The 23,141-nt window shown below is 70.7% G+C and carries 21 protein-coding genes; 6 read left to right on the top strand and 15 right to left on the bottom strand.

Translation table 11 applies throughout. The features are described 5' to 3' along the window. Nucleotides 1-127 precede the first annotated feature (127 nt). Nucleotides 128-391: a hypothetical protein gene (locus ACZ3HL_RS29380; protein WP_465534824.1), complete on the bottom strand. Its 264-nt coding sequence runs from the start codon at nucleotides 389-391 to the stop codon at nucleotides 128-130. Nucleotides 392-679: 288 nt separating this feature from the next. Between ACZ3HL_RS29380 and ACZ3HL_RS29375 the strand changes: the two genes are divergently transcribed. Beyond that, entirely contained in the window at nucleotides 680-1,462 is a 783-nt protein-coding gene (locus ACZ3HL_RS29375; protein WP_465534823.1) for a tyrosine-protein phosphatase, read from the top strand. Between the two features lie 8 nt (nucleotides 1,463-1,470). On the opposite strand, the gene ACZ3HL_RS29370 is transcribed toward ACZ3HL_RS29375, so the two are convergent. The 5 genes from ACZ3HL_RS29370 to ACZ3HL_RS29350 are packed head-to-tail and all read right to left on the bottom strand — an operon-like array spanning nucleotide 1,471 to nucleotide 5,904. Then, complete coding sequence (locus ACZ3HL_RS29370) at nucleotides 1,471-2,163, bottom strand: gamma carbonic anhydrase family protein (RefSeq protein ID WP_465417640.1); 693 nt, start codon at nucleotides 2,161-2,163, stop codon at nucleotides 1,471-1,473. A gap of 7 nt (nucleotides 2,164-2,170) precedes the next feature. Beyond that, on the bottom strand, nucleotides 2,171-3,103 hold the full coding sequence (locus ACZ3HL_RS29365) for a ribokinase (RefSeq protein ID WP_465534822.1): 933 nt from the start codon (nucleotides 3,101-3,103) through the stop codon (nucleotides 2,171-2,173). Continuing rightward, nucleotides 3,100-4,134: a phosphotriesterase family protein gene (locus tag ACZ3HL_RS29360; RefSeq protein ID WP_465534821.1), complete on the bottom strand. Its 1,035-nt coding sequence runs from the start codon at nucleotides 4,132-4,134 to the stop codon at nucleotides 3,100-3,102. The genes ACZ3HL_RS29365 and ACZ3HL_RS29360 overlap by 4 nt, the downstream gene beginning before the upstream one ends. After that, on the bottom strand, nucleotides 4,127-5,122 hold the full coding sequence (locus ACZ3HL_RS29355) for a DMT family transporter (RefSeq protein ID WP_465534820.1): 996 nt from the start codon (nucleotides 5,120-5,122) through the stop codon (nucleotides 4,127-4,129). The genes ACZ3HL_RS29360 and ACZ3HL_RS29355 overlap by 8 nt, the downstream gene beginning before the upstream one ends. A gap of 29 nt (nucleotides 5,123-5,151) precedes the next feature. Then, on the bottom strand, nucleotides 5,152-5,904 hold the full coding sequence (locus ACZ3HL_RS29350) for a glutamine amidotransferase (RefSeq protein WP_465534819.1): 753 nt from the start codon (nucleotides 5,902-5,904) through the stop codon (nucleotides 5,152-5,154). Nucleotides 5,905-6,014: 110 nt separating this feature from the next. Between ACZ3HL_RS29350 and ACZ3HL_RS29345 the strand changes: the two genes are divergently transcribed. From ACZ3HL_RS29345 to ACZ3HL_RS29325, 5 genes are all read left to right on the top strand, one after another. Next, nucleotides 6,015-7,004, top strand: a complete 990-nt coding sequence (locus tag ACZ3HL_RS29345) for a LacI family DNA-binding transcriptional regulator (RefSeq protein WP_465534818.1) — start codon at nucleotides 6,015-6,017, stop codon at nucleotides 7,002-7,004. Then, entirely contained in the window at nucleotides 7,001-8,080 is a 1,080-nt protein-coding gene (locus ACZ3HL_RS29340) for a M20 family metallopeptidase (RefSeq protein WP_465534817.1), read from the top strand. The genes ACZ3HL_RS29345 and ACZ3HL_RS29340 overlap by 4 nt, the downstream gene beginning before the upstream one ends. 220 nt (nucleotides 8,081-8,300) lie before the next feature. Further along, nucleotides 8,301-8,978 (top strand): sensor histidine kinase, encoded by a 678-nt coding sequence (locus ACZ3HL_RS29335; RefSeq protein WP_465534816.1) that lies wholly within the window; start codon nucleotides 8,301-8,303, stop codon nucleotides 8,976-8,978. Nucleotides 8,979-8,981: 3 nt separating this feature from the next. Further along, entirely contained in the window at nucleotides 8,982-9,632 is a 651-nt protein-coding gene (locus tag ACZ3HL_RS29330; protein ID WP_465417664.1) for a response regulator, read from the top strand. 100 nt (nucleotides 9,633-9,732) lie between these two features. Further along, nucleotides 9,733-10,356 (top strand): response regulator transcription factor, encoded by a 624-nt coding sequence (locus ACZ3HL_RS29325; protein WP_192744943.1) that lies wholly within the window; start codon nucleotides 9,733-9,735, stop codon nucleotides 10,354-10,356. Nucleotides 10,357-10,362: 6 nt separating this feature from the next. Here ACZ3HL_RS29325 and ACZ3HL_RS29320 read toward each other — a convergent pair whose 3' ends face one another. The 9 genes from ACZ3HL_RS29320 to ACZ3HL_RS29280 all read right to left on the bottom strand — a co-directional run bounded on the left by ACZ3HL_RS29320 (nucleotide 10,363) and on the right by ACZ3HL_RS29280 (nucleotide 23,139). Then, on the bottom strand, nucleotides 10,363-11,682 hold the full coding sequence (locus ACZ3HL_RS29320) for a COG1470 family protein (protein WP_465534815.1): 1,320 nt from the start codon (nucleotides 11,680-11,682) through the stop codon (nucleotides 10,363-10,365). Nucleotides 11,683-11,959: 277 nt separating this feature from the next. After that, nucleotides 11,960-16,006 (bottom strand): DPP IV N-terminal domain-containing protein, encoded by a 4,047-nt coding sequence (locus ACZ3HL_RS29315; protein ID WP_465534814.1) that lies wholly within the window; start codon nucleotides 16,004-16,006, stop codon nucleotides 11,960-11,962. Nucleotides 16,007-16,289: 283 nt separating this feature from the next. Further along, nucleotides 16,290-17,264, bottom strand: coding sequence for an NADase-type glycan-binding domain-containing protein (locus ACZ3HL_RS29310; RefSeq protein ID WP_465534813.1), 975 nt, complete (start codon nucleotides 17,262-17,264; stop codon nucleotides 16,290-16,292). A 2-nt stretch (nucleotides 17,265-17,266) separates the two neighbouring features. Next, on the bottom strand, nucleotides 17,267-17,806 hold the full coding sequence (locus ACZ3HL_RS29305) for a phage tail protein (protein ID WP_465534812.1): 540 nt from the start codon (nucleotides 17,804-17,806) through the stop codon (nucleotides 17,267-17,269). Then, complete coding sequence (locus ACZ3HL_RS29300) at nucleotides 17,803-19,764, bottom strand: putative baseplate assembly protein (protein ID WP_465534811.1); 1,962 nt, start codon at nucleotides 19,762-19,764, stop codon at nucleotides 17,803-17,805. The genes ACZ3HL_RS29305 and ACZ3HL_RS29300 overlap by 4 nt, the downstream gene beginning before the upstream one ends. After that, entirely contained in the window at nucleotides 19,764-20,174 is a 411-nt protein-coding gene (locus ACZ3HL_RS29295; protein WP_465534810.1) for a GPW/gp25 family protein, read from the bottom strand. The genes ACZ3HL_RS29300 and ACZ3HL_RS29295 overlap by 1 nt, the downstream gene beginning before the upstream one ends. A gap of 1 nt (nucleotide 20,175) precedes the next feature. Next, complete coding sequence (locus ACZ3HL_RS29290) at nucleotides 20,176-20,457, bottom strand: PAAR domain-containing protein (protein ID WP_240597075.1); 282 nt, start codon at nucleotides 20,455-20,457, stop codon at nucleotides 20,176-20,178. A gap of 104 nt (nucleotides 20,458-20,561) precedes the next feature. Continuing rightward, the gene (locus tag ACZ3HL_RS29285; protein ID WP_465534809.1) at nucleotides 20,562-22,382 is read right to left on the bottom strand and encodes a VgrG-related protein; all 1,821 of its coding nucleotides are present in this window, start codon (nucleotides 22,380-22,382) and stop codon (nucleotides 20,562-20,564) included. Then, nucleotides 22,375-23,139: a CIS tube protein gene (locus tag ACZ3HL_RS29280; protein WP_395875279.1), complete on the bottom strand. Its 765-nt coding sequence runs from the start codon at nucleotides 23,137-23,139 to the stop codon at nucleotides 22,375-22,377. The genes ACZ3HL_RS29285 and ACZ3HL_RS29280 overlap by 8 nt, the downstream gene beginning before the upstream one ends. Between the last annotated feature and the right edge of the window lie 2 nt (nucleotides 23,140-23,141).

Raw genomic sequence — 23,141 nt, 5'->3', positions numbered from 1 at the left:
CGTTGTGCGGGGTCGTGAGGGGCAATGATCGTTCCAACACTCAAGACCCCGCGTGGACTCGGACACTATGACATCGACCGGGCGTTCGATCGAGGCGAAGTGTCCCTTGTGGACACTTCGCGCGGGGTCAGGGTGACTTTCGCGTTGTCGGCGCTTGTTCGTGCTTGAGCGCACCCCAGGCCGGAACATCGAGCCGAGAGGGCGAGGCCGCTGCCCGCCGGTCACCTCTTCCAGCCCGGCCGGCATCCGGAGGGGACATGGACTTCCCTTCATCGGCACCGGTTTTCACCAGCGCGGCGTAGAGGCCGGGCCGTCGATCGGCGAACGCGTCGTTGTACTCGCCGAGCACCTTGTCCCTCGCGGAAGCCGGATCGACGCCGGCGGTCAGCACCGCGGAACCGCCGTCGTCGTCCGCGAATCCCGGTCCCGCCAGGAGGTATCCGGACTGGTCGATGACCGCGCTGCCCCGGATCCAGTCGGTGCCCCGTTCGACGCCGCACCGGTCGGCGACGACGATCGGGATCTTCAGCCTGCATACGTATATTCACTGTTCGTACTGGCGGCGCCTCGGCCGGGGTGATCGACACCGGGCCACGCCCGAGCTAGCCTCGGCGACGGAACCCGGCTCGACGTCCAAGGGGGTGCCGGGCCGCAGGGCAGGAGTGGGAGTTCCTGATCGATGAGCACCAGTAGAACGGTTGCCTGGGAAGGCTTCTTCAACACCAGGGACCTCGGTGGATTACCGACCAGGTCCGGCGCGACGACGAGCTACGGCGCGTTCTTCAGGGCGGCGGACCTTCGTTTCGTCACGGAGGCGGGTTGGGCCCAGGCGCGCGAGTGCGGTGTCCACACGGTTATCGACCTGCGTAACGCGGACGAGATCCGGCCCGCGGAAACTCCGTCCACGGCACAGGCCGGCTCGGCGCGATTCGCCGCCTCCCCGGAAGGTCCCGCCACCCCGGCCGGCGTCGACCGGCTCGAAGTCCCGCTCGACGACATCGACGACATCGAGTTCTGGCGGCACGTCAACCGTGAGCGGCTCAACGGCACCCCGCTCTACTATCCCGTTTTCCTCCAGCGGAAGGCCGGGCGTTGCGCCGCCGTCATCAAGGCGATCGCCGGCACCGGCCCCGGCGGGGTCTTGTTCCACTGCGGCGCCGGCCGAGACCGAACCGGGCTCGTCGCGCTTCTGTTGCTCGCGCTCGCCGATGTCGAGCCCCGGGCGATCGCCGCGGACTACGCCATGTCCGCCGAAGCCCTCAAAGCCCTGTTCGCCGCCATGGGAACCCCCGGCCAAGAACCACTCATCCAGGCCGCCCTCGCGGACCGGTCCACCACGCTCGAAGAAGCCGTCACGGCGACGCTCGACGGATTCGATGCCGAGCAGTACTTGCTCGGCATCGGCGTTACCGGCAGCGAAATCCACAGCGTTCGCAGCAGGCTCCTGGGGCCTGGCTTATGAAACGCGCCCTAGCCGGGATTCAGGACCTCATCGTCCGCGTGCGTGCCGAATTCCGCGACGCGCACCTCCGCGATGCGCTCGTACCTGCTGATCCGGTCGGTCCAGTCCGCGTCGACACCGAACGCCGTCCGCGCGAAACCCACCCGGCCGATGGCCTCGGCCAGCTCTGGATCGCCGGGGGCCACCAGCCGCACCGGCGTGTCCAGCGCCACGGTGTGCGGCGGCACGAAGTACTCGTCCGGCACCACGGTCCGCGCGTGGACGAGCGCGCCGACAGCGGCGACCGAGCCGGCCCCCAACCGGGCGTGCTGCAGGATCGTCGCCGCGGTCGCCACGTACGAGCACCTGCCGACCTCACAACCCAGCAGCGTGGCATGCGGCCCCACGAAAACGTGGTCGCCGACGAGCACCGGCTGATCACCGGCGACCGCGGACCCGCGCAACACCGCGTTCTCGCAGATCACCGCCGCCTCCCCGATCTCGATCCGGGAGCCCTCGGCGTCGAGCACCGCCCCGTACATCACCCGCGCCCTCGGCCCCACGCGGACATCACCGACCAGCGTGGCCGTCGGGGCGACGTAGGCGGTGGGGTGGACCTGTGGTTCCTGCCCGCGGTGCCGGATGCGGATCCCCCGCGTTTCAGCGATCATCAGCAGATATTCGCCCGGCCCACCGTCGGCATGCTGGCGGATTTCGGACATCGCGCTCTCATCCCGAACGGTCCTCCGACACCTCGGCCAAGGTCGGCAGCGAGGGGTGCGCTCCGTGCCGCGTCACGACGACAGCGGCCACTTTCGCCGCGAAACGGCAAGCCGCCACCACGTCCGCGGCCGCCGGCTCACCGGGGACTTCCGCGAGCCGGGCGGCGAGCGCTCCGACGAACGAATCCCCCGCTGCGGTGGTGTCCACCGCCCGTACCGCGACGGCCGGGACGCGCGTGGACGACGACGCGTCGAGGACCGCGCATCCCCCGGCGCCCAGCGTCACGATCACCCACCGGCAGCCCGCGGCGAACAGTTCGGCACCGCCACGCCGCAAACCGTCGTCGTCGAACGGATCCTGACCGGTGAGCTGACGGAACTCGATTTCGTTCGACACCACGACATCGCTCAGCGGCACCAGTTTCCCGGCCACGTCGTCGGCGGGCGCGGTGTTGAGCACGGTCAGCACGCCCCGGGAGCGAGCAGCCGCGAAAGCGCGTTCCGTCGCTTCGGGCGCCGCTTCCAGCTGACCCGCGATGACCCGAAGCCCCGGCAGTTCGCTGATCGCCGCTTCGGCCGCCGCCGCGGGGATGCCGGCGTTCGCCCCGGACACGACGACGATCGAGTTGACGCCCTCCGCGTCGACGGTGATCGCCGCCCTGCCGGTGGGCAGCGCGGACCTGCGCACGTGGGACACGTCCACCCCTTCGGCGCGCAGGGCTTCCAGGTACTCGTCGCCGTCCTCGTCCCGGCCGACGCAGCCGATCACGGCCACTTCCGCGCCGAGCCGGGCGGCGGCGACCGCTTGGTTGCCGCCTTTCCCGCCCAGTTCCCGGCTCGCCGAGAAGCCCATCAGGGTCTCCCCCGGCTCCGGGATACGCGGCGCCTTCACGATGTGATCGACGTTGAGCGACGCGACCACCGCTATCGCGCGGCTCATGCGGTCAGCCACCGGGCCGGGACGTCTCGCATCAGCCGGGCCACGGCGTCGGCCGCGACGCCTTCGGCTTCGAGCAGATCGGCGAAGATCGTCGGCACGAACACGAGCCCGTTCCCGCCGTTGTGCGTCCACATCTGCTTCAGGAAAAGGTCGTGCGACAGCATGATCTGGTCCCCGAAGCCCTCGTGCACCCACCTCGCCACGGCGCGAGCGGTCTGCGACACCGTCGGGGCGACGCCTTCGCCGGGGAACGAAATGTCGAGGCCGATCATGTCGAACTCCAGCAGCACACCGCGTTCGAGCAGCTCTCGTTGATATGCCGGGTCTTCGCCGGACGGATCGCTGTGCGCCAGCGCCACTTTGGCCGGAAGCGCGCCGCATTCCTCCAGCACGAGGTCGAGCACTTCGTGCCCGCGGCGCTGCCAGCCCGGCATGTGGATGTTCAGCCCCACGGACGGCCGCGCCGCCTGCGCGAGCGCGGCGGCCCGTAAGGAGGCCCGCTCCCCCTCGGTGAAGAACGGCGAAACACCGACCTCGCCGATGACCCCGGCCCGGATCCCCGTTTCGCCGACGCCCTCGTCCAGTTCGGCGAGGATGTGCTCGGTCTGCGCGTCGACGGTGACCGCGGTGATGCGCTCCCCCTCGAACTTCTCCAAATACGCACCGGTGCCCATGACGATGGTGACCCCGGTGGCCTCGGCGACCGCGGCCAGGGCCACCGGATCCCGGCCGATCGCCGCGCTTCCGGTCGCGTCGACCACCGTGCCGCCGCCTGCCGCGGCGAACGCGGTCACCTCGCGCACGACGCTCGCACGGTCCTTCGCCGCCACGTTGTCGGCGCAGCAGTAGGGATCCTGACGGAGGAGGAACTGCCAGCCCGGCCCCACTTCCGCCTCGACGAGCCGCCGCGTGGACACATAGGAGGGTTCGGCGACCGCCGAGGACAGATCGTTGAAGAGGTGCTCGTGCGGCAGCACCAACCCGAGGCCGGCCGCGTCGACCGCGCCGAGAACACCGCGCACCTCAGCCACGGCGCACCTCGGCCGGCTGGGCGAGGACCACCGGTTCGGCCGTGTGCCGGGACGGGATCATCGCGATCGCCGCGGCCGCCAGCGCCACGAACGCGCCGATGACGGTGACCAGATGCAGGCTCGAACCCGCCGCGGGAGCGACGATTTCGAGCAGCAGCGACCCGATGAGCTGACCGGCCGTGGAGGCCAATCCCAGCAACAGGAGCCCGAGACCACGCACCAGCAAGGCCATCAGTGCGATCGACAGGAGGCCGAGGGGGCCGCCGAAGTACATCCACCAGGTGCCCGGCAACGCGAAATGCGCGCCCGCGACCGCCATCCGCACCACGTACACGAGGCCGAGCGCCACGAAGCCGATGAGGAAGTTCCAGGTGATGGACACGAACATCGAGCCGGACAGCAGGCCGACCTCGGAGTTGCCCGCGGGCTGCCAGCCGGCGAGCAAGCCGCCGACGAACGGCATGATCGCCAGCGCGATCATGTGCGGAGCCGACCAGTTCGGGGACACCACCAGCACCGTGGCGCAGATGGCGAGGATCGCCCCGGCCACGCGCGGCGCGCTCATCGCCTGTTTGAACGGAACTCCGATACCGAGGCGGTCGCACACCACGCCGGAGATGACCATGCCGGAGATCAGCGAAGTCTGGAAGATCGCCACCCCGAGGAAACCCACTGTGACGCCTTCGGAAAGCACGATCACCGCACCGCACAGGCCGGCGAAGAAGTTCCACCGCGGGATCTCGCCGCGCACCAGCTGACCGGGCAGCCGGAAGAACGCGTCGCGTGTCCGGGCGCGCGCCAGCACGAGCATCAGCATCAGCACCAGTCCGGTACCGAAGGACACCAGCGCGGCGGCGTGCCCGTCGGCGAGCGCGGTACCGAGATGTCCGTTGACGAGCGACTGCAACGGGCCGAGCATTCCGGCGAAGACGGTCGCGATCGTCAGGACGACGACCGAAGCCGCGCGGCCGGTGGGTGACGTACTCATCGAATCCTCCTTGATCCCGAGTGCGCGGCTCAGAGTTCGCGGCCGGCGAGCCAGGTCATCGCCTGCGCGAAGAGTTTGCGGTAGCCGTCCCAGTCCATGAACTCCTCCGGAGCCCAGTGCGGGGAGATGTCCGAGGTGAACGCGAGCGTGCGGCCGCGGCCGACCTGGCGCACGGCCAGCATGACGTCGCCTTCGACGGTGGCGAGCAGCTCCGCGTCCGGTTTCAGCGTGGTGTGCTGGTAACCCAGCAGGATCGGCCACTCCTGGTCGAGGCCGTCGACCACGGGGTGGCCGGGCCGCACGACGCGGGCACGGACGCCCTCCGGTGCCTCGACTCGGTCGTCGTACGGGTCGATGTCGACCGGGAGGATCTCCTCGATCGGGGTCCGGTGGTAGTTGGCCTTGCCCTCGAAGCCCTGGAAGCTCAGGTAGCCGCCGGCCATCATCAGGCCGCCGCCGTTCGTGACCCACTCGCGCAGCAGCTTGAGCCGGTTGGGTGTCGGACGGCCGCGGGTGAAGGTGTCCGGATGCAGCAGCAGCGTGTTGGCGCCGACGTCGGAGAGCAGGACGACGTCGTAGGCGCCGAGTTCCTCCAGTGTCTGCGGGAACTTCTCGGCCACGTCGTGCGAACGCAGGTGAGTCACCTCGACCCCTTCCGCCGCCAGCGCCGCCAGCAGCCGCTCGCACCCGATCTCCACCTGCGTGTGCGCGAACGGGTCGTATCCCTTGTGGTCGATCGTCGCACTGACCCACGACTCCCCGGCTAGCAGGACCTTGACCATCGACGACTCCTTCGGGCTAAAAGCATTAGCGTTCGTTGCGCAACATAGCGCAACGGCGTCAATATAGGATGCGCTGCAGTCGCCGTCAACGCTCAACGGGGAGGAGCCGGATGTCACTGGCGAAGGTGGCCCGAGAGGCCGGAGTGGCCGTGTCGACCGTGTCGAGGTACGTCAAGGGAGAGCTCAACGTCGCCCCCGAGACGGCCCGGCGCATCGACGCCGCACTGTCGGTCCTCGGGCATCCGCCCGTGCAGAAACAAGTCACCGGCCTCAGCCTCGGCCTGGTGGTCCCGTCCCTGGACAACCCGTACTTCTCCACGCTGGCGGACGCGGTGGTCGACGCCGCCGCGGCGGACGGCATCGACGTGCTCACCACGCTCACCGGTTCATCGCCGTTGCGGGAGCGCGCCGCCGTCGAGCGCCTGATGCGGGTGCCGGATGTGGGCGGGCTGGTCTACCTGGGGATGAACAACACCAACGAAGCCTTCGCGAGCCGGCTGGCAGGCGATTTCCCGGTCGTCTTCCTCGACGAGTACGTCGAGGCCACCGGGCCGCGGATCGCGCACGTCACCGCGAACGGTTTCGGCGGCGCCTACCAGGCGACCACCCATCTGCTCTCCCTGGGCCACCGGCGGATCGCCCATGTCGGCGGACCGGCCGGACTGCGTACGGCCGACCAGCGTGAGGCCGGATACCGGGCGGCCATGAAGACCCACGGGGTCGAGGTGGACGAGTCGATGATCGTGCGCGGCGCCTTCAGCTCGGCGTTCGGCATGAACTTCTTCGCGCATATGGCACGCGCCGGCGCGGCGCCGACAGCCGTGTTCACCGCCAGCGACATCGCGGCGGTCGGTCTGCTCGAAGCGGCCCGCCGCGCCGGCGTCACGGTGCCGGGAGACCTTTCGGTGATCGGCTGCGACGGAATCACCCTCGGGGAATGGACCTCGCCACGGCTGACGACCGTCGCACAGCCGACGGAGCAGATGGCCCGCAAGGCGGTCGACGAGATCACCCGGCTCGCGGCCGGTCGCGCCCCCGCCGACCACGTGCTCTCCATGCGGCTCGTCGTCCGCGAATCGACCCAGGAGTACCCCGCATGACCGACGAAGCCCTCGCGTTGCTGCGCGACCTGGTGCGCCATGACACCACCTCCGGCGACAGCGCCGCACAGGCCGCCGCGCAGGAGCTGGCCGTCTCCTACGCCACCGCCACCGCGGGCGTACGCGTGCTGCGGCGCTCCACCACCGGGCGACCGTGGGTACTGCTCGGCAGCCATTCCGGCGACGGGGCGTTGTTCGTGTGCCATATCGACACCGTCCCCGTCGGCTCCCCCGCACTGTGGGAACGCACCCCGTTCTCCGCGGACGTCGACGAGGAGTTCTTGCACGGCCGCGGCAGCGTCGACATGAAGGGCGGGCTGGTCGCCGCCTTGGCCGCGTTGCGCAACGCCGCGGAAACCGGTGTCCCCGCGCAGGTCCTCATCACCAGCGACGAAGAGATCGGGTGCCTCGGCGCGACCGAGGCTTCGGCCTCTCTGGACCTGACACCGCGGATCGTCGTGGTTCCGGAAGCGACCCGGAACCGCGTGTCACTCGGACATCGCGGCGCCACCTGGCTGCGGCTCACCGCGAAAGGGAAGGCAGCGCACGGTTCCACACCCGGGCTCGGCCGCAACGCGATCCGGTTGCTCGCCGGCCGGGCCCTCGGCGCGCTCGATTCCCTCCCGCTGGCCGCCGACGACTACCTGGGCGAGGAAACCGTCAACGTCGGTACCTTCGAGGGCGGGACCGCGACGAACATCGTGCCCGCGTCGGCTGTTCTGACGCTGGATGTGCGCACTGTGGATGGTGGAGCGCCGGCGATCGCCTGGGCTTCCTCGCTCGACCCGGCCATCGTCGCGGAGGTGGAGCTCGACCTGCCCGCCGTCCGGACCGCGCTCCTGCCCGAGCTGCTCGCCGGCCGGACCACCGCACCCGCCGCCACCTATTTCACCGACGCCTCGGCTTTGGCCGGATCGGTGGCCGGAGCCCCGATCGTGATCTGGGGCCCGGGAGATCCCCGGCAGATGCACGCGGCCAACGAAAGGCTGGAGCTGGAATCGTGGCGCGAGGCTTCGCGCAACTACCTGCGGCTGGCCTCGTCCGCCGCGGACAGGCCGGCTGAGACGGCTCGGTGATCGACCGCTCGGGCGACCCCGAGGTCCGGAAACCACAGCGCCCGCGCGGAGACCGACCCCGGCACGTTCGCATCGGCCCCAAACCGTTACCCGACCTGGCGGTAGGCGAGGAAACGCCGGGGCCGCGTTCCGCGACTAGTACAGCGAGTGACCAGAACGCTACGCGCGTTCGAGTCGCGAGAACTGGTTCCAGGTCCTGCCGCCGGACGGGGGGAAGAGAATGCGCCGGACCTTCGTCGTCACCGACGTCGTTCGTCCTGCCGGGTACGAAGACCGGCTCAGGACGGTGCTCAACGATCTCCACGACGGCGTCGGACCGACCCTCGCCGTGGCGGTGCTCGGGCTGCGCGCGGCCCGCGATCTGCTCGTCCGCGACCGGGCCGGGGCCGAGCGCCTCCTGGCCCGGCTCGAGGAAGAACTCCACGGCGCCATCACCGAGTTGCGCCGCATCGTGACCGACGCGCGCCCGCCCGCGCTCGACGGAACCGGCCTCGTCACGGCCGTGCGCCGGTATGCCGGACTGCTCGCCGACCGGGTACCCGCCGAGCACGGCCCGCTGGCGGTGGCGGTCGAGGTCCGCGGTGAGCTGCCACCGCTGTCGGCCGAGGTGGAGGTCACCGCGTACCGGATCATCCGCGAGGCGCTCGTGAACATCGCCCGCCACTCCGGTGCCCGGCAGTGCGCGGTGCGGCTCTGGCCGCGGGACGGCGATCTGCGGGTGGAGATCGTCGACGACGGCGTCGGCACCGGCGGCGAGGCGCTGCCCGCGGTCGGCGGGACCGGGCTGCGTTCGATGCGGGAGCGGGCAGGCGACCTCGGCGGCGGCTGCGTGATCGAGCCGGTGCCGTCGGGTGGCACCCGGATCGCCGCCTGGCTGCCGCTCGCCGCCAAGGAGTGAGCGATGTTCCCGGCCCTCCGTGTGCTCGTGGTGGACGACCATCCCGCCTTCCGGGCGGCCATCTGCGCGATCCTCGACGGTACCGACGACATCGAGGTCGTCGGCCAGGCGCCGGACGGCCTCACCGCGGTCGCGGAAGCGCGCAGGGTGGAGCCCGACGTCGTCCTGATGGACCTGAACCTCCCGGACCTCGACGGCGTCGAGGCGACCCGCCGGATCGTGGCCGCCGGCCCGCACACCGGTGTGCTCATGCTGACCATGTTCGAGAACGAAGCCGCGGTGTTCGCCGCCATGCGCGCCGGGGCGCGCGGTTACCTGCTCAAGGGGGCGCGCAACGAACAGGTCGTCCGCGCGGTACGGGTGATCGGCGACGGCGAGGCGATCTTCAGCCCGGCGATCGCGACCCGGGTGCTTTCGCTGCTGGGCACGGAATCCCCGCGCGACGAGTCCTTTCCGCAGCTGACCGCGCGCGAACGGGAGATCATGCGGCTCATCGCACAGGGTATGGGGAACGCCTCCATCGCCGACCGGCTGGTGCTCAGCCCGAAAACGGTGCGAAACCACGTGTCCCACATCTTCCGCAAGCTCCAGGTCACCGACCGGGCCCAGGCCATCGCCAAGATCCGGAAGGCCGGCGTCGCCCGGTCGGAGTAGCGAAGCGGGACAAATCGGGACACCGGGTCCCTGTTCGCCGAACCCGGTCCGCACGATCCTTGAGAAAGGACGAAACGCCGTTCACGGGGAGGGTTCATCGATGCTCGTCGACCAGATCCCGGTGCTGCTTCATGCCACCGACACCATCACGCACGCGGGTGTCACCGCCGCGCTGCGCTCACGCCCTGAGATCCGCTTCGCCGAAGACTCCGACGAGCCGGCCGTCGTCCTGGTCATCGTCGAGCGGCTCAACGAGGAGGCGCGGCAGTTGCTGCGCAGCCTCCACTGCGCCGGCCGCGCGGGGATCGTGCTGGTCGCCGGCGAGGTGGACGACTCCGAGTTGCTGGACGTCGTGGGCAACGGCGTCTCCGCGATCATCCGCCGGGGCGACGCCACCCCCGACACCCTGGTGCGACTGGTGAAGGCCGCGGCCGCCGGGGAAGGCGCGCTGCCGCCGGACCTGCTCGGCCGTCTGCTGTCCCGGGTGTCGCGGTTGCAGCGGGACGTGCTGCAACCGAACGGCTGGGATCTGGCCGGGATGTCGCAACGCGAGACCAAGGTGCTGCGGATGATCGCCGACGGGCTCGAGACCAAGGAGATAGCCGACCGGCTGAGCTACTCCGAGCGGACGGTGAAGTCGATCCTGCACGACATCACCAACCGTTTCCAGCTCCGCAACCGCGCTCACGCCGTCGCGTTCGCCTTGCGCGAGGGGCTGATCTGACCCGGCTCATTCGATCCGGCCGGAGAAGGAGACCGACGGAGTGCACCGGGCACCACCTCCCGGGGTCTGGCAGCTGACGGCGAGCACGATCTTCTCCCCGGGGGCGAACCGCCAGGCCTGCAACCAGTGGTGGTCGAGATCGCGGAAGTTCGCGAGGCCGACTTCCAGCAGGACCGTCTTGGTGCCGCCGGCGTCCCGCAACAGCCGCAGGGTTCCGTTGTCGCCACGCGGGTTCTGCAGGATCAGGTCGGTGACGACCAACGTTTTCGCGGCATCCGGGAGGGTGTAGGGGAATTCGGTGAAGCGGTTGACGTTCGAGTCGACGGCCGCGTCCGCCGCCACGCGGAAGTCGGTCGGTGTCCCGGCGGCGTTGCCCGCCGGGTTGGGGACACCGTTCGACGGCCTGGGGGCGAGAGGCGCGCCGTCCACGGGCGGGGTCAGCCCGACGGCCTTCATCGCGTCTTCGGAGTTCTGTTTGGCCTGATCGGCGTCCTTCTTCGCCTCGCCCGCGGCACCACCCGCGTCCTGCGCGGCCTTGATCACCTCCTGGTTCTGTTCCTGAGCGGCTTCACGAGCGGCCGATTTCACCGCGGGCCTCAGCACGGTGAACCACAACGCCACCAAGGCCAGCAACAACACCAGCAACGCGGCCAGCGCCGGCAGCAGCCATTTCGGCAGCAACTGGCGCTGCACCATGGTGCCTTCGGTCTTGAGCGGTTCGGCGTCGTCGGCGATCACGAACACCTGGAAGCGATGCCGGACGGGCTGCCCGCGCAGGAACCGTTTCCGCGGCCTGGCCCGGAGACGGACGAACGCGGCCGTTCCCGGCGCGAGGTCGGCCCGGTTCCGTTCGAGCTCGAAGTCGAGCTCGTCCTCGGGATCGAGCGCGCTCAGCTCGACCGCGACCGGATGGTTCCCGCGGTTGTCGACGGCCACTTCGAAGTCGGCCTTGGAACCGGCCTCCACTTTCGCCGGAACGACTTCGGCGGTCACCTCGGTGAAGGCGCCGAGCCGGAGGGTGCCCTCCTCGACCACCGACCCTGCCGGGTCCTCGCTCGAAAAAACCCTGACCCCGAAAGGAATCACGCCCGCCCGGACGTCGGACGACCGCGGCGGCGCGAACCGGACGACGACCGTGCCCGCCTCCCCCGGCATCAGGTTCACCGTCGCCGGTTCCGCGGTGGCCCAGGCACCCGGGTCGCCGACCACCTCGATCGCGAACTGGTCGACCACCCGCCCGGCATTGCGCACGGTCACCGAGCAGCTGATCTCCTGGCCCGGTTCCGCGACCAGGCCCGCCTCCGACAGCGTCGCCGTTGCTCCCATACCCGGAAGTCTGCGCGTCCGGCGCTCCCACCGGCACCAGCGGACGGGTGTGCGGCGGTGCGCCGGTTGTTGCCCATAGGGGCAGTGCCTTCCTCGGCCTGTCGGCGGGTTCACGACATGCCGGAACCGGTCAGGGAGAAGACCGACCGTGCCGTGTTCGTGGACGGGGCCGGTGGGGGCCGAAGGCTCCCGTCGCCGCGCCTGGTGCGACGAAAGGAGCCTTCAGCCCGGCGGCGGGAAATCGTGACCTACCCGCCCCGAATCCGCCGACGGACACTCAGCCTCGGGTGAGGAACGGGGGTTGCAGGGTGCGGAGCACCACCAGGATCGGCTCCGACCGCGCCTGCCCGAATTTCGGGCCTGCCACCGAGGTCACGTTCACGGTGCGCGGGCCGATCAGGTCGTGGTGGAAGATCAAGAAGCGCGCCTCGAATCTTCCGTCCGCGCCGACCGTGACCAGCCCCGGCGCGGAGATACCCGCCGACCAGGCCAGCCGGACCGTCGCGCCCGGCGGGAAGTCCGTTCCCCGCACCCGGGGGACGAAGCCGAGTGTGCCGACCTTCGGGTCCAGTTCGACCACCGGCTGCCGGACCACCACTCGCGCGTTCGCCGTGTTGTCCCCGGCGTCGCCGTCCGGTCCCGTCGTGCTCACCGTTCCGGACACCTGGCCCTCGAAAGCGGCCTTCGCGGCCAAGGAGATCCGGACCGTCACGGTCTGATCGGGTGCCAGCGTCCCGAGCGCGCAACTTCCGCCACCCGGCGCACATCCTGGTGCGGCCGAGGTCGCGGGGAGTTGCGGGGGCAGCTGGGTCACGAGCCGGACACCCGGCATCGCGGCCTTGGATCCGTTGTGCACCAGATACGTCAGCACCACGTCGTCGCCGCCGGCGAACAGCGGGACCGCCGAGACCGACATCCCGACCGACAGCGAGCCGGGAGTCACCGGCGGCGCCGGCTTCCCACCGACCGTCACGACCGCCGTCACGGAGTTGTCCCGCGGGTCGGCGTCCTGGCCGGTGGCGGTGACCGTGCCGGTCGCCACCTGCGTTCCCGCCGTCAGGCCCGTCGCGCCGAACCGCACCCGTACTTCCTCGCCCGGCACCAGCGTGCCGAACGCGCACACCAGTTCGGGGGTGCAGGTGCCCTTGGTGGGAAGGACCGCGGACGGCCGCAGTCCGGCGGTCAGCCGGACGAACAGACCCACCGCGGGTGACGCGGTGACCCCGCGATTGGTGACGACGAACTCGAACGTGGTGAGCCCCTCGAACGGGATCGCGGCGGGTACGGCGGTCGCGCTCACGGCGAGGTCGGGGATCCGCTGGAACGCGGGTTGCCCGGCCCCGCCGGGGCCCTCGATGAGGATCCGGCCGTCGCCGCCGGTGAACGGCACGACCGCGACCCGTGACGGGGACTCACCCGGGGAATTCGTGTAGGCGACGAGCCCGCCGTCCGGCGACCAGGCCGGATCGTCGACGAATCCCGTGCGCTGCACCAGGATCCGGCCCGGCCCGCCGTCCGCGGGAGCGACACAGACCAGCGTGTTGCCGCTCTGGAACGCCAGTGTGGCCCCGTCCGGCGAGACGTCCGCCGCTCCTTCCGCGCCCGCACCGCAACCCGGCCCGAACAGCGACGAAAGATCACGCTGGTCTCCCGGCACGACGACGTCGGGCGAAGGCTGGGTCAAGGAGACCTGCCACACCTGCTTCCGCCGGCCCTCCCCCGGCGGGACGACGGCCATCACCGCGGTCTCGACGGCCGTGCCGTTCTTCCCGGTGGCCCTGCACGTCACCGTGGTGGCCCCGACCGGGAACAAGCTGCCGGACAAGGGCGTACAGCTCGGACTGAGCCGGCCGCCGTCCACATCCACCGCGCTCACCGGATAGTCGATCACCGTGGGGCCGGTCCCGTTCACCGTCCGGTCGTGCAGCGTGATCAGTGGCAGAGCGGGATCTTTGACGCGCACGGTGACGCTTTCGGTGTAGCCCGGCCGCACGGTGGTCTCCCCGTTCAACCGGAACTCCACGCGGCAGCGCAGGAGTGAACCCGGCACGGCCGTCGGGGACACCGTCGCCGTTTCGGTGAATCGCGCGTTCGTGCCGCCTGGAACACTTTGCGGCCCCGCGGGATCGAACGTCATCGTGAGGCCGGGATCGCAGAAGCTCACCGGCAGGACGCTGACCGGGAGGTCGCCGATACCCGCGATGATCGCCTCCGCGATCTGGCCGGCGTCGGTGCCGGGGGTGAGGACACCGTCGGTCGCCTTGGTGATCGCGGTCGCCTGCCCCCGCGCGTCGAGGCCGCGGTCGGGATCCTCGCTCGACCCGCCCGTGACCGCCGGCACGGCCACCACGCTGATGTCCGCCGCGTTCAGCGCGGCGATCACCGCCGCCCGGACCGGCGAACCCCTGTCCGGCGGGTCTTCGTGGCTCGCCGCGTCTCCGACCAGGACGACGATCCGGCTGCTGCCCGGGCGGAAGGTGATGGCTCCGGTCGCGACCTTCTGCAGGGCCAGCAGCCAGTCTTCCGCGGTGTCTCCGCCGCCGCCAGCCTCGATCCGGGCGAACGCGTCGGACAGCAGCTTGCGCTCGGCTTCGGTGCCCGCCGGGGTCAGCGGTTGCTGCACGAAGAACGACCGCGGGATCGGTTCACCCTCGTCGTCGGCCACGTCGCCGAACGCCGCGACCGCGAACCGGGCTTCCTGCTCCCGGTCGCGCACGCTGTCGATGACCTTGCCGAGGTTCGTCTTGACCTGCTCGATCACCCCGCCCATGGAACCGGTCTGGTCCATCAGCAGGACGACATCCGGCAGCGACCGGATCCGGTCGGTCTGCACCGTCTTCCCGATCCGCGCCGAACCGCCGCGCCCGACCGGGACGTCCACCACCGCGGGGTCCACTCTGGACGGTCCCGGCGGCCCGATCCGGGTGGCGGCCCGGGTGAGCGTGATCTTCGTTCCGTCCGCCGACCACACCGGCTGCGAGTCGTCACCGCGCAGATGCGCCGGGATCGGGATGTCGCCGAGACGACGGCCGTCCGCGACGCGCACGATCCGGACGAAACTGTCCGACCCGTCGCCGATCGACACGGTCCGGGTGAAGGCGATCTTCGTCGCGTCCGGCGACCATGCCGGGTGCCGCTCCCGTTCACCGTCCTCGGCCCCGGTCAGCGGCCGGGGCGCGCCGCCGTCGGCGTTCGCCACGACGATCCGGCTGCTCCGGAACTCACCGGTGCCGAATTCCGTGTAGGCCAGCGAAGTCCCGTCCGGTGAGAAGGCGGGATCGGCTTCGTCCGCGTCCGGCCGGTTCGTGAGGTCGCGGCGATCACCGCCGCGCGCGTCGGCGCTCCAGATGTCGGTGGTGTCCCCACCGCGAAGCTGGGTGAACACCGGCTGCCCTCCGGTGCGGAAGGTCGGTTCGGTCTCGCCGGCCTCGGGCCGCGCGGAGATCACCGAGACCTGACCGCCGGACAGGGCGACCTGTTTGACGTCGCCGAGCGGATCCGGTTGCCGTGTGGTGAAGGCCAGCCGCGCACCGTCCGGCGACCACGCGGGCTCGGACGAGTCACCGGGCTCCGGTACCGCCCGGGTGACCGCGCCACCGGTGTCGGCCATGACCACGACGTCCCCGGCCGGGTCGAACCTGGTGGTGGTGAAAGCGATCCGGGAACCCGTGGGGGCCCAGGCGGGCTGGATGTCGGCGCCGGGGTCAGTGGTCAGGCGAGTCGGGGCGCCGCCGCTCGCCGGCACGGTGTAGAGGTCACCGGCCGGGTCGTCGCCGGTGCCGCTGAACACGAGGCGGCCACCGTCGGGCGACCAGCTCGGCGAATCGTCCGCCGCCGGGCCGGAAGTCACCTGGCGCAGACCCCGGCCGTCGACGCCGATGACGAAGATGTCCTTGCTGCCCGTGCGTTCCGAGACGAACGCGACCGACGAACCGTCGGGCGACAACGCCGGACGCGAGTCGGCGGTCGCGTCGTCGGTCAGGCGTGCGGGAACCTGGGTGCCGTCCCGGAGGTACCAGATCTCGCCGTCGCGCTCGGCTCCGTCGCGGACGGCCCGTTTGCTCACCCACACCAGGCCGCCGTTGCCCGCGGACGCGTCGGAATCGACGCCCGCGGCGCCCGGGGGCAGCGCCGCCACCACGCCCTCGCCTGTCGCCTGGACCAGGCCCGTGGTCGCGGCGCTGACGTATCCGACGCGGTAGGGCGCGGCGGGCGGGGCGGGCTGCTGCGCCGCGGTCGGCGCGAAGACCCCGGTGAGCGCCGCTCCGCCCAGCACCGCGACGCACGCGATCGCCGCCACCGCTCGGTTCGGGCGCATGGTCATCCAGTCCTTCCTCAGTGGTGCCACCGGAAAGTGTCAGGTCCCGAAAGCATCGGCGACTGTCCATAAAGGACCAAAGATCGGCTTTCGGCGTCCGCTTCGATCACTTCGCGCAAGGCAAAGGTGGCGTGTCGCGAAAGCCACTTTCGCAACGTTGAAGGTTGGGAAAGTGGCTTTCGCAACGTCAGCGGTCTCGGCGGCGCGCCCCGGTGACTTGGCGGCGAAGCGCGGCCTGGGTGTCCCTTGTGGACGGTCAAGGCTCGTGACACGACACTCGCCCCCTTCCTCAGCCGGCCTCGAACAACTCGATCTCGGAGATCGCGACGTCCATGCCGTCCAGCGAACGATGCAGCCCGACCACGTGCAGCTCGACGCCGGTCGCGCCCGCGCTGTTCTCGATCGGGACCTCCTGGGCGTCCGGCGTGTCGGCCAGCACCATGTCGTAGGTCTTGCCGGTGGAGAAGACGAGATGCAGGGCCTTCGGCCGGTGCGCGGCCTGGAAGTTCGCGCCGTTGCCGGAATGCACGATCGCCTTCCGCAGATCCACCGGACGGTCGAAGGTGAACACCAGTACGGGTTCGCTCTGGGCGGGCGCCGCCCAGAAGGTGTTCGTGGCGTTGTCGCCCGCCAGGTTCCCCGGATGGCCGGGAGACTGCGCGCTCGCGGTCACCTTGCTCGGGCGTACCGGATTCAGTTTCGTTTCGAAGATTCCCGTCGTCTGATTCCACAGGCCGACCGCGGCGGTGTTGATCGCGCCCCGGAAAGGCTGGTAGAGCGCGTAGATCAGCGCCGAGAGCAGCAGCATCACCGCGACCACCCGGCGGACGGCCTTGCCGACGCGGCGTCGCGCGGCACCGGCGCGGCCGGCGCGGCGGCGGACACCGTCCTTGCCCGGCCGCTCCCCCGCCTTGTGTTCCTTGGCGCGGCGACCGAACAACCGTCGCCACCACGAGGTCTTCACGACCTCCGATTCGGCCAGGGACGCGCCACAACGGCCGCAGAAATTGCGGGTGGGCACGTTGCCCTTGCCGCATCTGCCGCAGATCAGGTCGCCGGGGTGGAGCGTCTGGTCTTCGACCGTCCGCTGCTGCGGCTGCCGGACCGGCGCGAGCGGCTCGGCGGGTTGCACGGCCTGGTACTGGGCGACCGGCCGGCGCGCCGCGACGGGTTCCTCGTCGTCCCATTTCAGGTACCGCCCGCATTCCCCGCAGAACTCGACGTCGGCGGGCCCCTGATGCCCGCACTCCCGGTAAATCACCATCGCTACCCCTCCACCACTTCCACCGTGACGCGCACATGTGCGGGCACCGAGTCCACGACCGTCGCCGTCAGCCGTCGTTCGTCGATCCGGTTCCGCTCGGGCACCCGCACGCGCACGTGGACCCACGGTGCTCCCGGATCCGGGAGCGGCGCCCCGGGCTCCGGCGACGCCACGACACCGCCGCTGTCGGTCACCTCGACAGCGCCACCCGTCAGCAGCCGCACGTGCTCGGCGAGCCCGCGCTGCGTACCGCGCCACCGATGCAGCTCGACCGACCGGAGCACGAGTTCGCGCAACCGGGCCGGGCTCCACCCCTCGTCGACGCGCAACGCCACCCAATGCGCCAGCCAGCCGACGAAGTCCTCCGGCGCCAATTCCGGGTCGAGGTAACCCGGGAAGTTGTCCAACGTGGCGAAGACCGGTGCGAGCACTTCGTCGAGCGCACCGGTGAAGCCCTGGACGAACCGGTCCTCGGCGTAGACCGAGGGCAGTTGCTCGCCGATCGGATGCGGGCTCGGCAGCCCGGGCACGGCCGTTCTCATCCGTCACTCTCCCGGACCCGGACCTGGTGCCCGAACGAGAACGCGAGCGCGTGCGGCGGCAGGTCGAGCCGGTCGACCTGCTCGCCGCGTTCCCGCGTGATCGGATTGGCCGAGAACAGGCGGACGTCCTCGACCATCTCGACCCCGGGAAGCCGTTGCAGCACCGCGAAGACCTCGCCGGACTGCACCGGCCGCCCGAACGGCCAGCCATCGCCGTCCGGCCCGCCGGTGAGCGGGTTGAAGTAGTCGTAGAGCGCCTGCGTCGCGCGCGGGCCGAGGGCGCCGGGGCTGGTCCGGCGGCGCGCCTTCAACCGGGCGACGACCGTCACCCCGTGGTAGAACGGCGCTTCCACGGACACGAGCGCGCCGACACAACGGCGTTCGTCCAGATACCGCTCGATCCGCGTGCGCATCCCGGGTTCGAGCATCAGCGTCGCGAAGTTCAGCTCGCCGGTGTCGGGAACCGCGGGCACGACGAGGACGCGGATCGCGCCGGTCTCGCGGCCGTCGGGGCCGTGCGCGGGTACACACCGCACCCTCGCCGCCTCGGGCGCCGCTTCGCGCGCGAGCTGTTCGTAGTCCTCGGCGGTGACGGCGCGGTCGCGGGTGCGCAGCAGCAGGGGACCGCGGACCGCCGCGTCCCGTACCGACTCGCCGTCCACCCCGCCGGTCGCCGGGCGGCGGTTCTCCACGGTGCTGACGAACGGGATCGGATCCCGTTGCACCTCGAGTACTTCGCGGGCGACGTTCCCCCGCCGCCCGCCACCGGCCCGGTACGCGGGCACGCGGATCGCGGCGGCCTTGGCCGGAACGGCACCGTAGTACCTCAGGCCGCCCTCGGGCTGGCGCACGGCCGGGCCGAACGCGATCTCACCGTTCACCCGGTCGAACTGGACGTGCCGGTCGTCCGGCCCCGACTCGGCGAACGAGGACACCTCGGTCCACACCTGCCAGCCGTCGGGACCGGACACCTCCACGATCAGCTCGTCCCCGCCGGCCACCACCGGGCGTCTGCCGAGCGGAAACCGCTGGCCGGGCAGACCGTCCGAGGTGCCCACGATCTCGCCGCGCACGACCTCGGCGTGCACCGCGCCGACCGTGCCGCCGATGGTCGACGCCTCGACCGAACGCAGCCGCGGTGGCCGCTGGAAGAACGGCTGATGCTGCTTCGGTTCCGTCAAGCGGCATCGGATCCAGCCCGCGTGCCTGCCGGCGAGCACCGACACCGCGTGTGTCGGCGGCACGTGCAGGACGACGTCGCCGGGCCGGTTGAACGCGCCGGTGCTGTCCCGGTCGATCTCACCGGCCGCCCAGCCGTGCCCGTCCCATGCCTCCCACACCCACGGCGGGTCGTGCGGGTCGACGCCCTGTCCCTCGACCTCGCAGTCGATCCGCAGCAGCACCGCGCAGCCGGGCACGGCGTCCGAAAGTCCGAAGTAGACGGAATCGCCGGGCGCGGGACTTTCGGCGAAACACGCGGGTTCGCCGCCGACCAGCAGCTCGTCGGTGCGGTCGACCGGTGGCGCACCGGTGCCGGACCCGCCGATCGCCAGGCCCGTGAGCGAACACGGCACGATCGTCAGCGTCCGCTCCACGGTGAACACGACCGGGTCCTCGACCTCGTCGCGCACGCTCGCGACCTGGTTCCCCGCGGGCACGACCACCGGGACGTCCCGCGCCGCCGACAGCCAGAACGTCACGTCGGCGCGCGCGGCGGCCGGTGGGAACAACCGCACGCCGATGAGGTCGAGGAACCGCAGGTAGTGCAGGTCCGGCACCCGGTTGAGCCGGTAGAGCACCTGGTCGACCATCTGCGCGAACGTCTCGATCAGCGTCACGCCGGGGTCGGAGACGTTGTGGTCCGTCCATTCCGGACAGTTGCGCTGGACGAGGTACTTGGCCTCGTCCACCAGGTCCTGGAACCGGCGGTCGTCGAGATTGGGCAGGGGCAGCGACATCACACACCGTCCTGAATGGACTCGTGCGGCGGGATCACGTAGAACGGGAAGACCAGGTTGCGCGGGTCGTTGGTGCCGCGCAGCTGGTACTTGATGTCGATCAGCAGCGTGCCGCGCTCGGCCTCGGAGAACCCGACCACGACGTCGGTGAGCGTGATCCGCGGCTCCCACCGTTCCAGCGCGGTGCGCACCTCGTAGGCGATCTGCCCGGCGGTGGCCGAATCGGCGGGCGCGAACACCAGATCGTGCACCGCGCAGCCGAACTCCGGGCGCATCGGCCGTTCACCGGGAGCGGTGGCCAAGATCAGCCGGATACTCTCGACGACCTCGCGTTCTCCGCTGACCAAGGCGATCGAACCCGTCGCGTCGGTGCGCACCGGGAACGCCAGCCCCCTGCCGAGGAAATCCACGTCAGCCTCCGATCAGGACGGTCGGACAACCCAAAACGATCGGCGCGCCGCAGGCGGCCAGATCGCCCATGCGCGCCGCGGGCAGGCCGCCGATCAGCACCGTCGGGCAGCCCGGTGGCACGATCGGTGTCGGCGGATGCACCGCGGGCGGCGGGAACGAGCAGGTGTGCGGCGTGCCGACGGTGGCGGCGGGCATCCCGCCGATGAGCACGGTCGGCACACCGGGCCCGGCGATGACGCCCGGATGCCCGGTCGGGTCGCCGACCCTCGCGGCTGGTGGCATGCCCACTCCCCTCAGTCGCTCAAGACCCGGCGGGTCTCGGTTGCCGGTCTGCCTGGTGCGCGAAGTCGCCGGCGTGTCGCATACATCTCGGCTCCGCCCTCCCCTCAGTTGATCTTGACCACGCCGCCGCGCACGGTCACCATGCCGCTCGCGGTCAGCTCCGCCTGGCCCTGTCCCTTGACCGAAACCGTCGCGCCTTCGACCTGCACACCCGCCTTACCCGACAGCTTCAGGCCGCTGCCCGCCTCGACGGTCGCTTCGGTCATCGACTTCACGGAAACCTTCTGGCCCTTGAGCTCCAGCGGACCGCTGCCCGCGTCGATGCTCACCCCGTTGCGCGCCTTCACCGTGACGCCCTTGCCGCTGGTCACTTCGATCATCTGGTTCTTCTGGTCGAGCTTGACCACCAGCTTCCCGTCCCCGGAGGCGACGACGATGCCGTCCTGCTCGGCGAATTCGAGCTTGTGGCCCTTGCGGGAGACGAAGCCCCGTACGGCGATCTCGCCGCTGTTGCCGTCGATCGGCGACGCGGTGAACTTCGGGACCGCGTCTACGCCGTTATACAACCCGCCGAGAACATACGGCGCGTCGAAGTCGCCTTGCTCGAAGCCGACGAGCACTTCGTCGCCGACCTCGGACATGACCATCGCGCCCCGCCCGTTCCCGGCGCCGGGCTGCACCGTGCGCGCCCAGTTGCTGGTGAAGTTCTGATCCAGCCAGGGAAAGGTCAGCTTGACCCGGCCGAGCCCGGCAGGATCCCGCGCGTCGCTGACCACGGCAGGCACCACTCCGGGCCACGCGGATGCCCCGTGACCACCGGAGACCAGCCCGTAGAGGGACCGTTCCTGCCTGCCGGAGACGGCGAACTCGGTGGTGTAGCCGACTTCCGCGTTGAACAGGTGCCGGGTACTGGTGAGCGTGTACTTGCCGGCGAACGGTTTGCCGACGCCGGTCAGCGTCACCGCCGCGCCCGCCCGGAGCTTCGGGTTGCCCTTGGCCACCCCGTCGAGTTCGGTGCAGGCGCTGCCGAGCCGTTCGGACAGCGCGACCGCCGCGGCTTTGGCCTCGGCCTGGGTCCGCCGCGGCTTATCCGCCGAGACGTACTTGGGGCTGGCGAACTTGTTCGCGAGCGCGACCGGGTCGACACCCTCGACCTCGGTTCCCGCGTTCTTCGGCTTTTCGGCGGCCACCAGGGGCTTCTTCCGCTCGATGTCCCAGCCACGGGCCTCGACCTCGGGCACCTGCTCGGCCGCGGTGACACTGGCGCGCAGGCTGACCAGCGTCCGATGTGCTTCGAGCACCAGCGGGTCGGTGTTGGCCTTGGCGGTGACGGCCGGTGCGGCCGAAGGCTTCTCGGCGAGGCTGAAGTCCAGCGCGCCGTCGCGCACCGCGATCTGGGCGCCGACCGAATCGGCCAGCCGGGACAGGAACTCCCAGTCGCTGACGTTGTCCTGGCTGAACTGCGTGTTCGGGCGGCCGCCGACCCCACGGACCGCATCGATCGTGCCGACCTTCAGCCCGGCCCGCTGGGTCACCTTCCTGACGACGTCGGCGAGGCTCATCCCCGGGTAGACCGCGACCCGGCGGCCGCGGAACAGCCGGTGCGCGTGGTCGTAGCCGCGGACCTCGGTGAAGGTGCCGATCCGGTCGAGGTCGATCGCGACCGCGGTGACCTCGCCGGAAAGCAGCTCCTGCGGCCCTTCGGGATCGGAGGTCTGCACCTTCAGCTTGACGGGCGCGCCGACCGTGAACTTCCCCTTGTCCAGCACCACGTGCCCGGAGTCGCGGAAGCGCAGGACGAACATGTCCGGCAGGTTCCGGCTGTCGTCGACATAGGCGTACGAGAGCAGCGTCTTCACGTCGTCGGGCAGCGGACCGCCGCCGACCTCGACGATGAGGTTGTTCGCGAAGCTCTCGTTAGCCATCGAGTTCCTCCAGTGCCGGCACGAGCAACCGGGTTCCGGGCCGCAGCCGCATCGGGTCGTCGATGTCGTTGGCGTCGGCGATCTCGCGCCACTTCCCCGCGTCGCCATAGGCACGGAACGCCACCGCCTGCAGGGAATCGCCGGCGACGAACACGTGCGTGTCCCGTGCCGCCAGCGCGCCCGAGGTCGGGTTCTGGCCGCTCAGCTCGCCCGCGATCTCCTCCAGGTTCACCGTGCACACCGCGCGCACCGGGGTCCCCGACGGGGTGAACAGCGTGTACTTCGCGGTGACGTTGGCGACGTAGGCGGGGAAGCCGGTCATGCCGCCCCATTTGAAGATCACCCACGGCGGCGAACCCTTGCCGTGCTGGCGGCTTTCCTCGGTGGCGACACAGCAGGTGAAGAGCTGCTCGACCTTCTTGACGACGGCGTCGTCCATCTTGTCCGTGGCGTCGAGGAACATCTCCAGCGCGAGCTTGCACGGGTCCGAGCCCTTGAACTCGGGCGGGCCGCTCTTCTTCGCGTTGCGTTGCGGGTCACGGCCCCATTTGGCGTTCTTGGTGAGCGAGAGTTCCTTGGGGTTGAACTGGAACTTGATCTCGAACAGTTTGGCGCCGGGCTGCCCGGTGCCGCCGGACTGCGGGGGTTTCCGGACCTCCAGCAGCGCGCGCTGGAGGTTGTTCGGCGCCGGTTCGCCGGAGCCGTACGCCGCGGGCGGCTGGGATCCGGCGGAGGTGAACGTGACGGGCGAGGACATGG

This window comes from Amycolatopsis sp. NPDC000009, from assembly GCF_055563465.1.
Note: the sequence above shows the minus strand (reverse complement) of the source record. Positions and strands in the feature narration are given on the sequence as shown.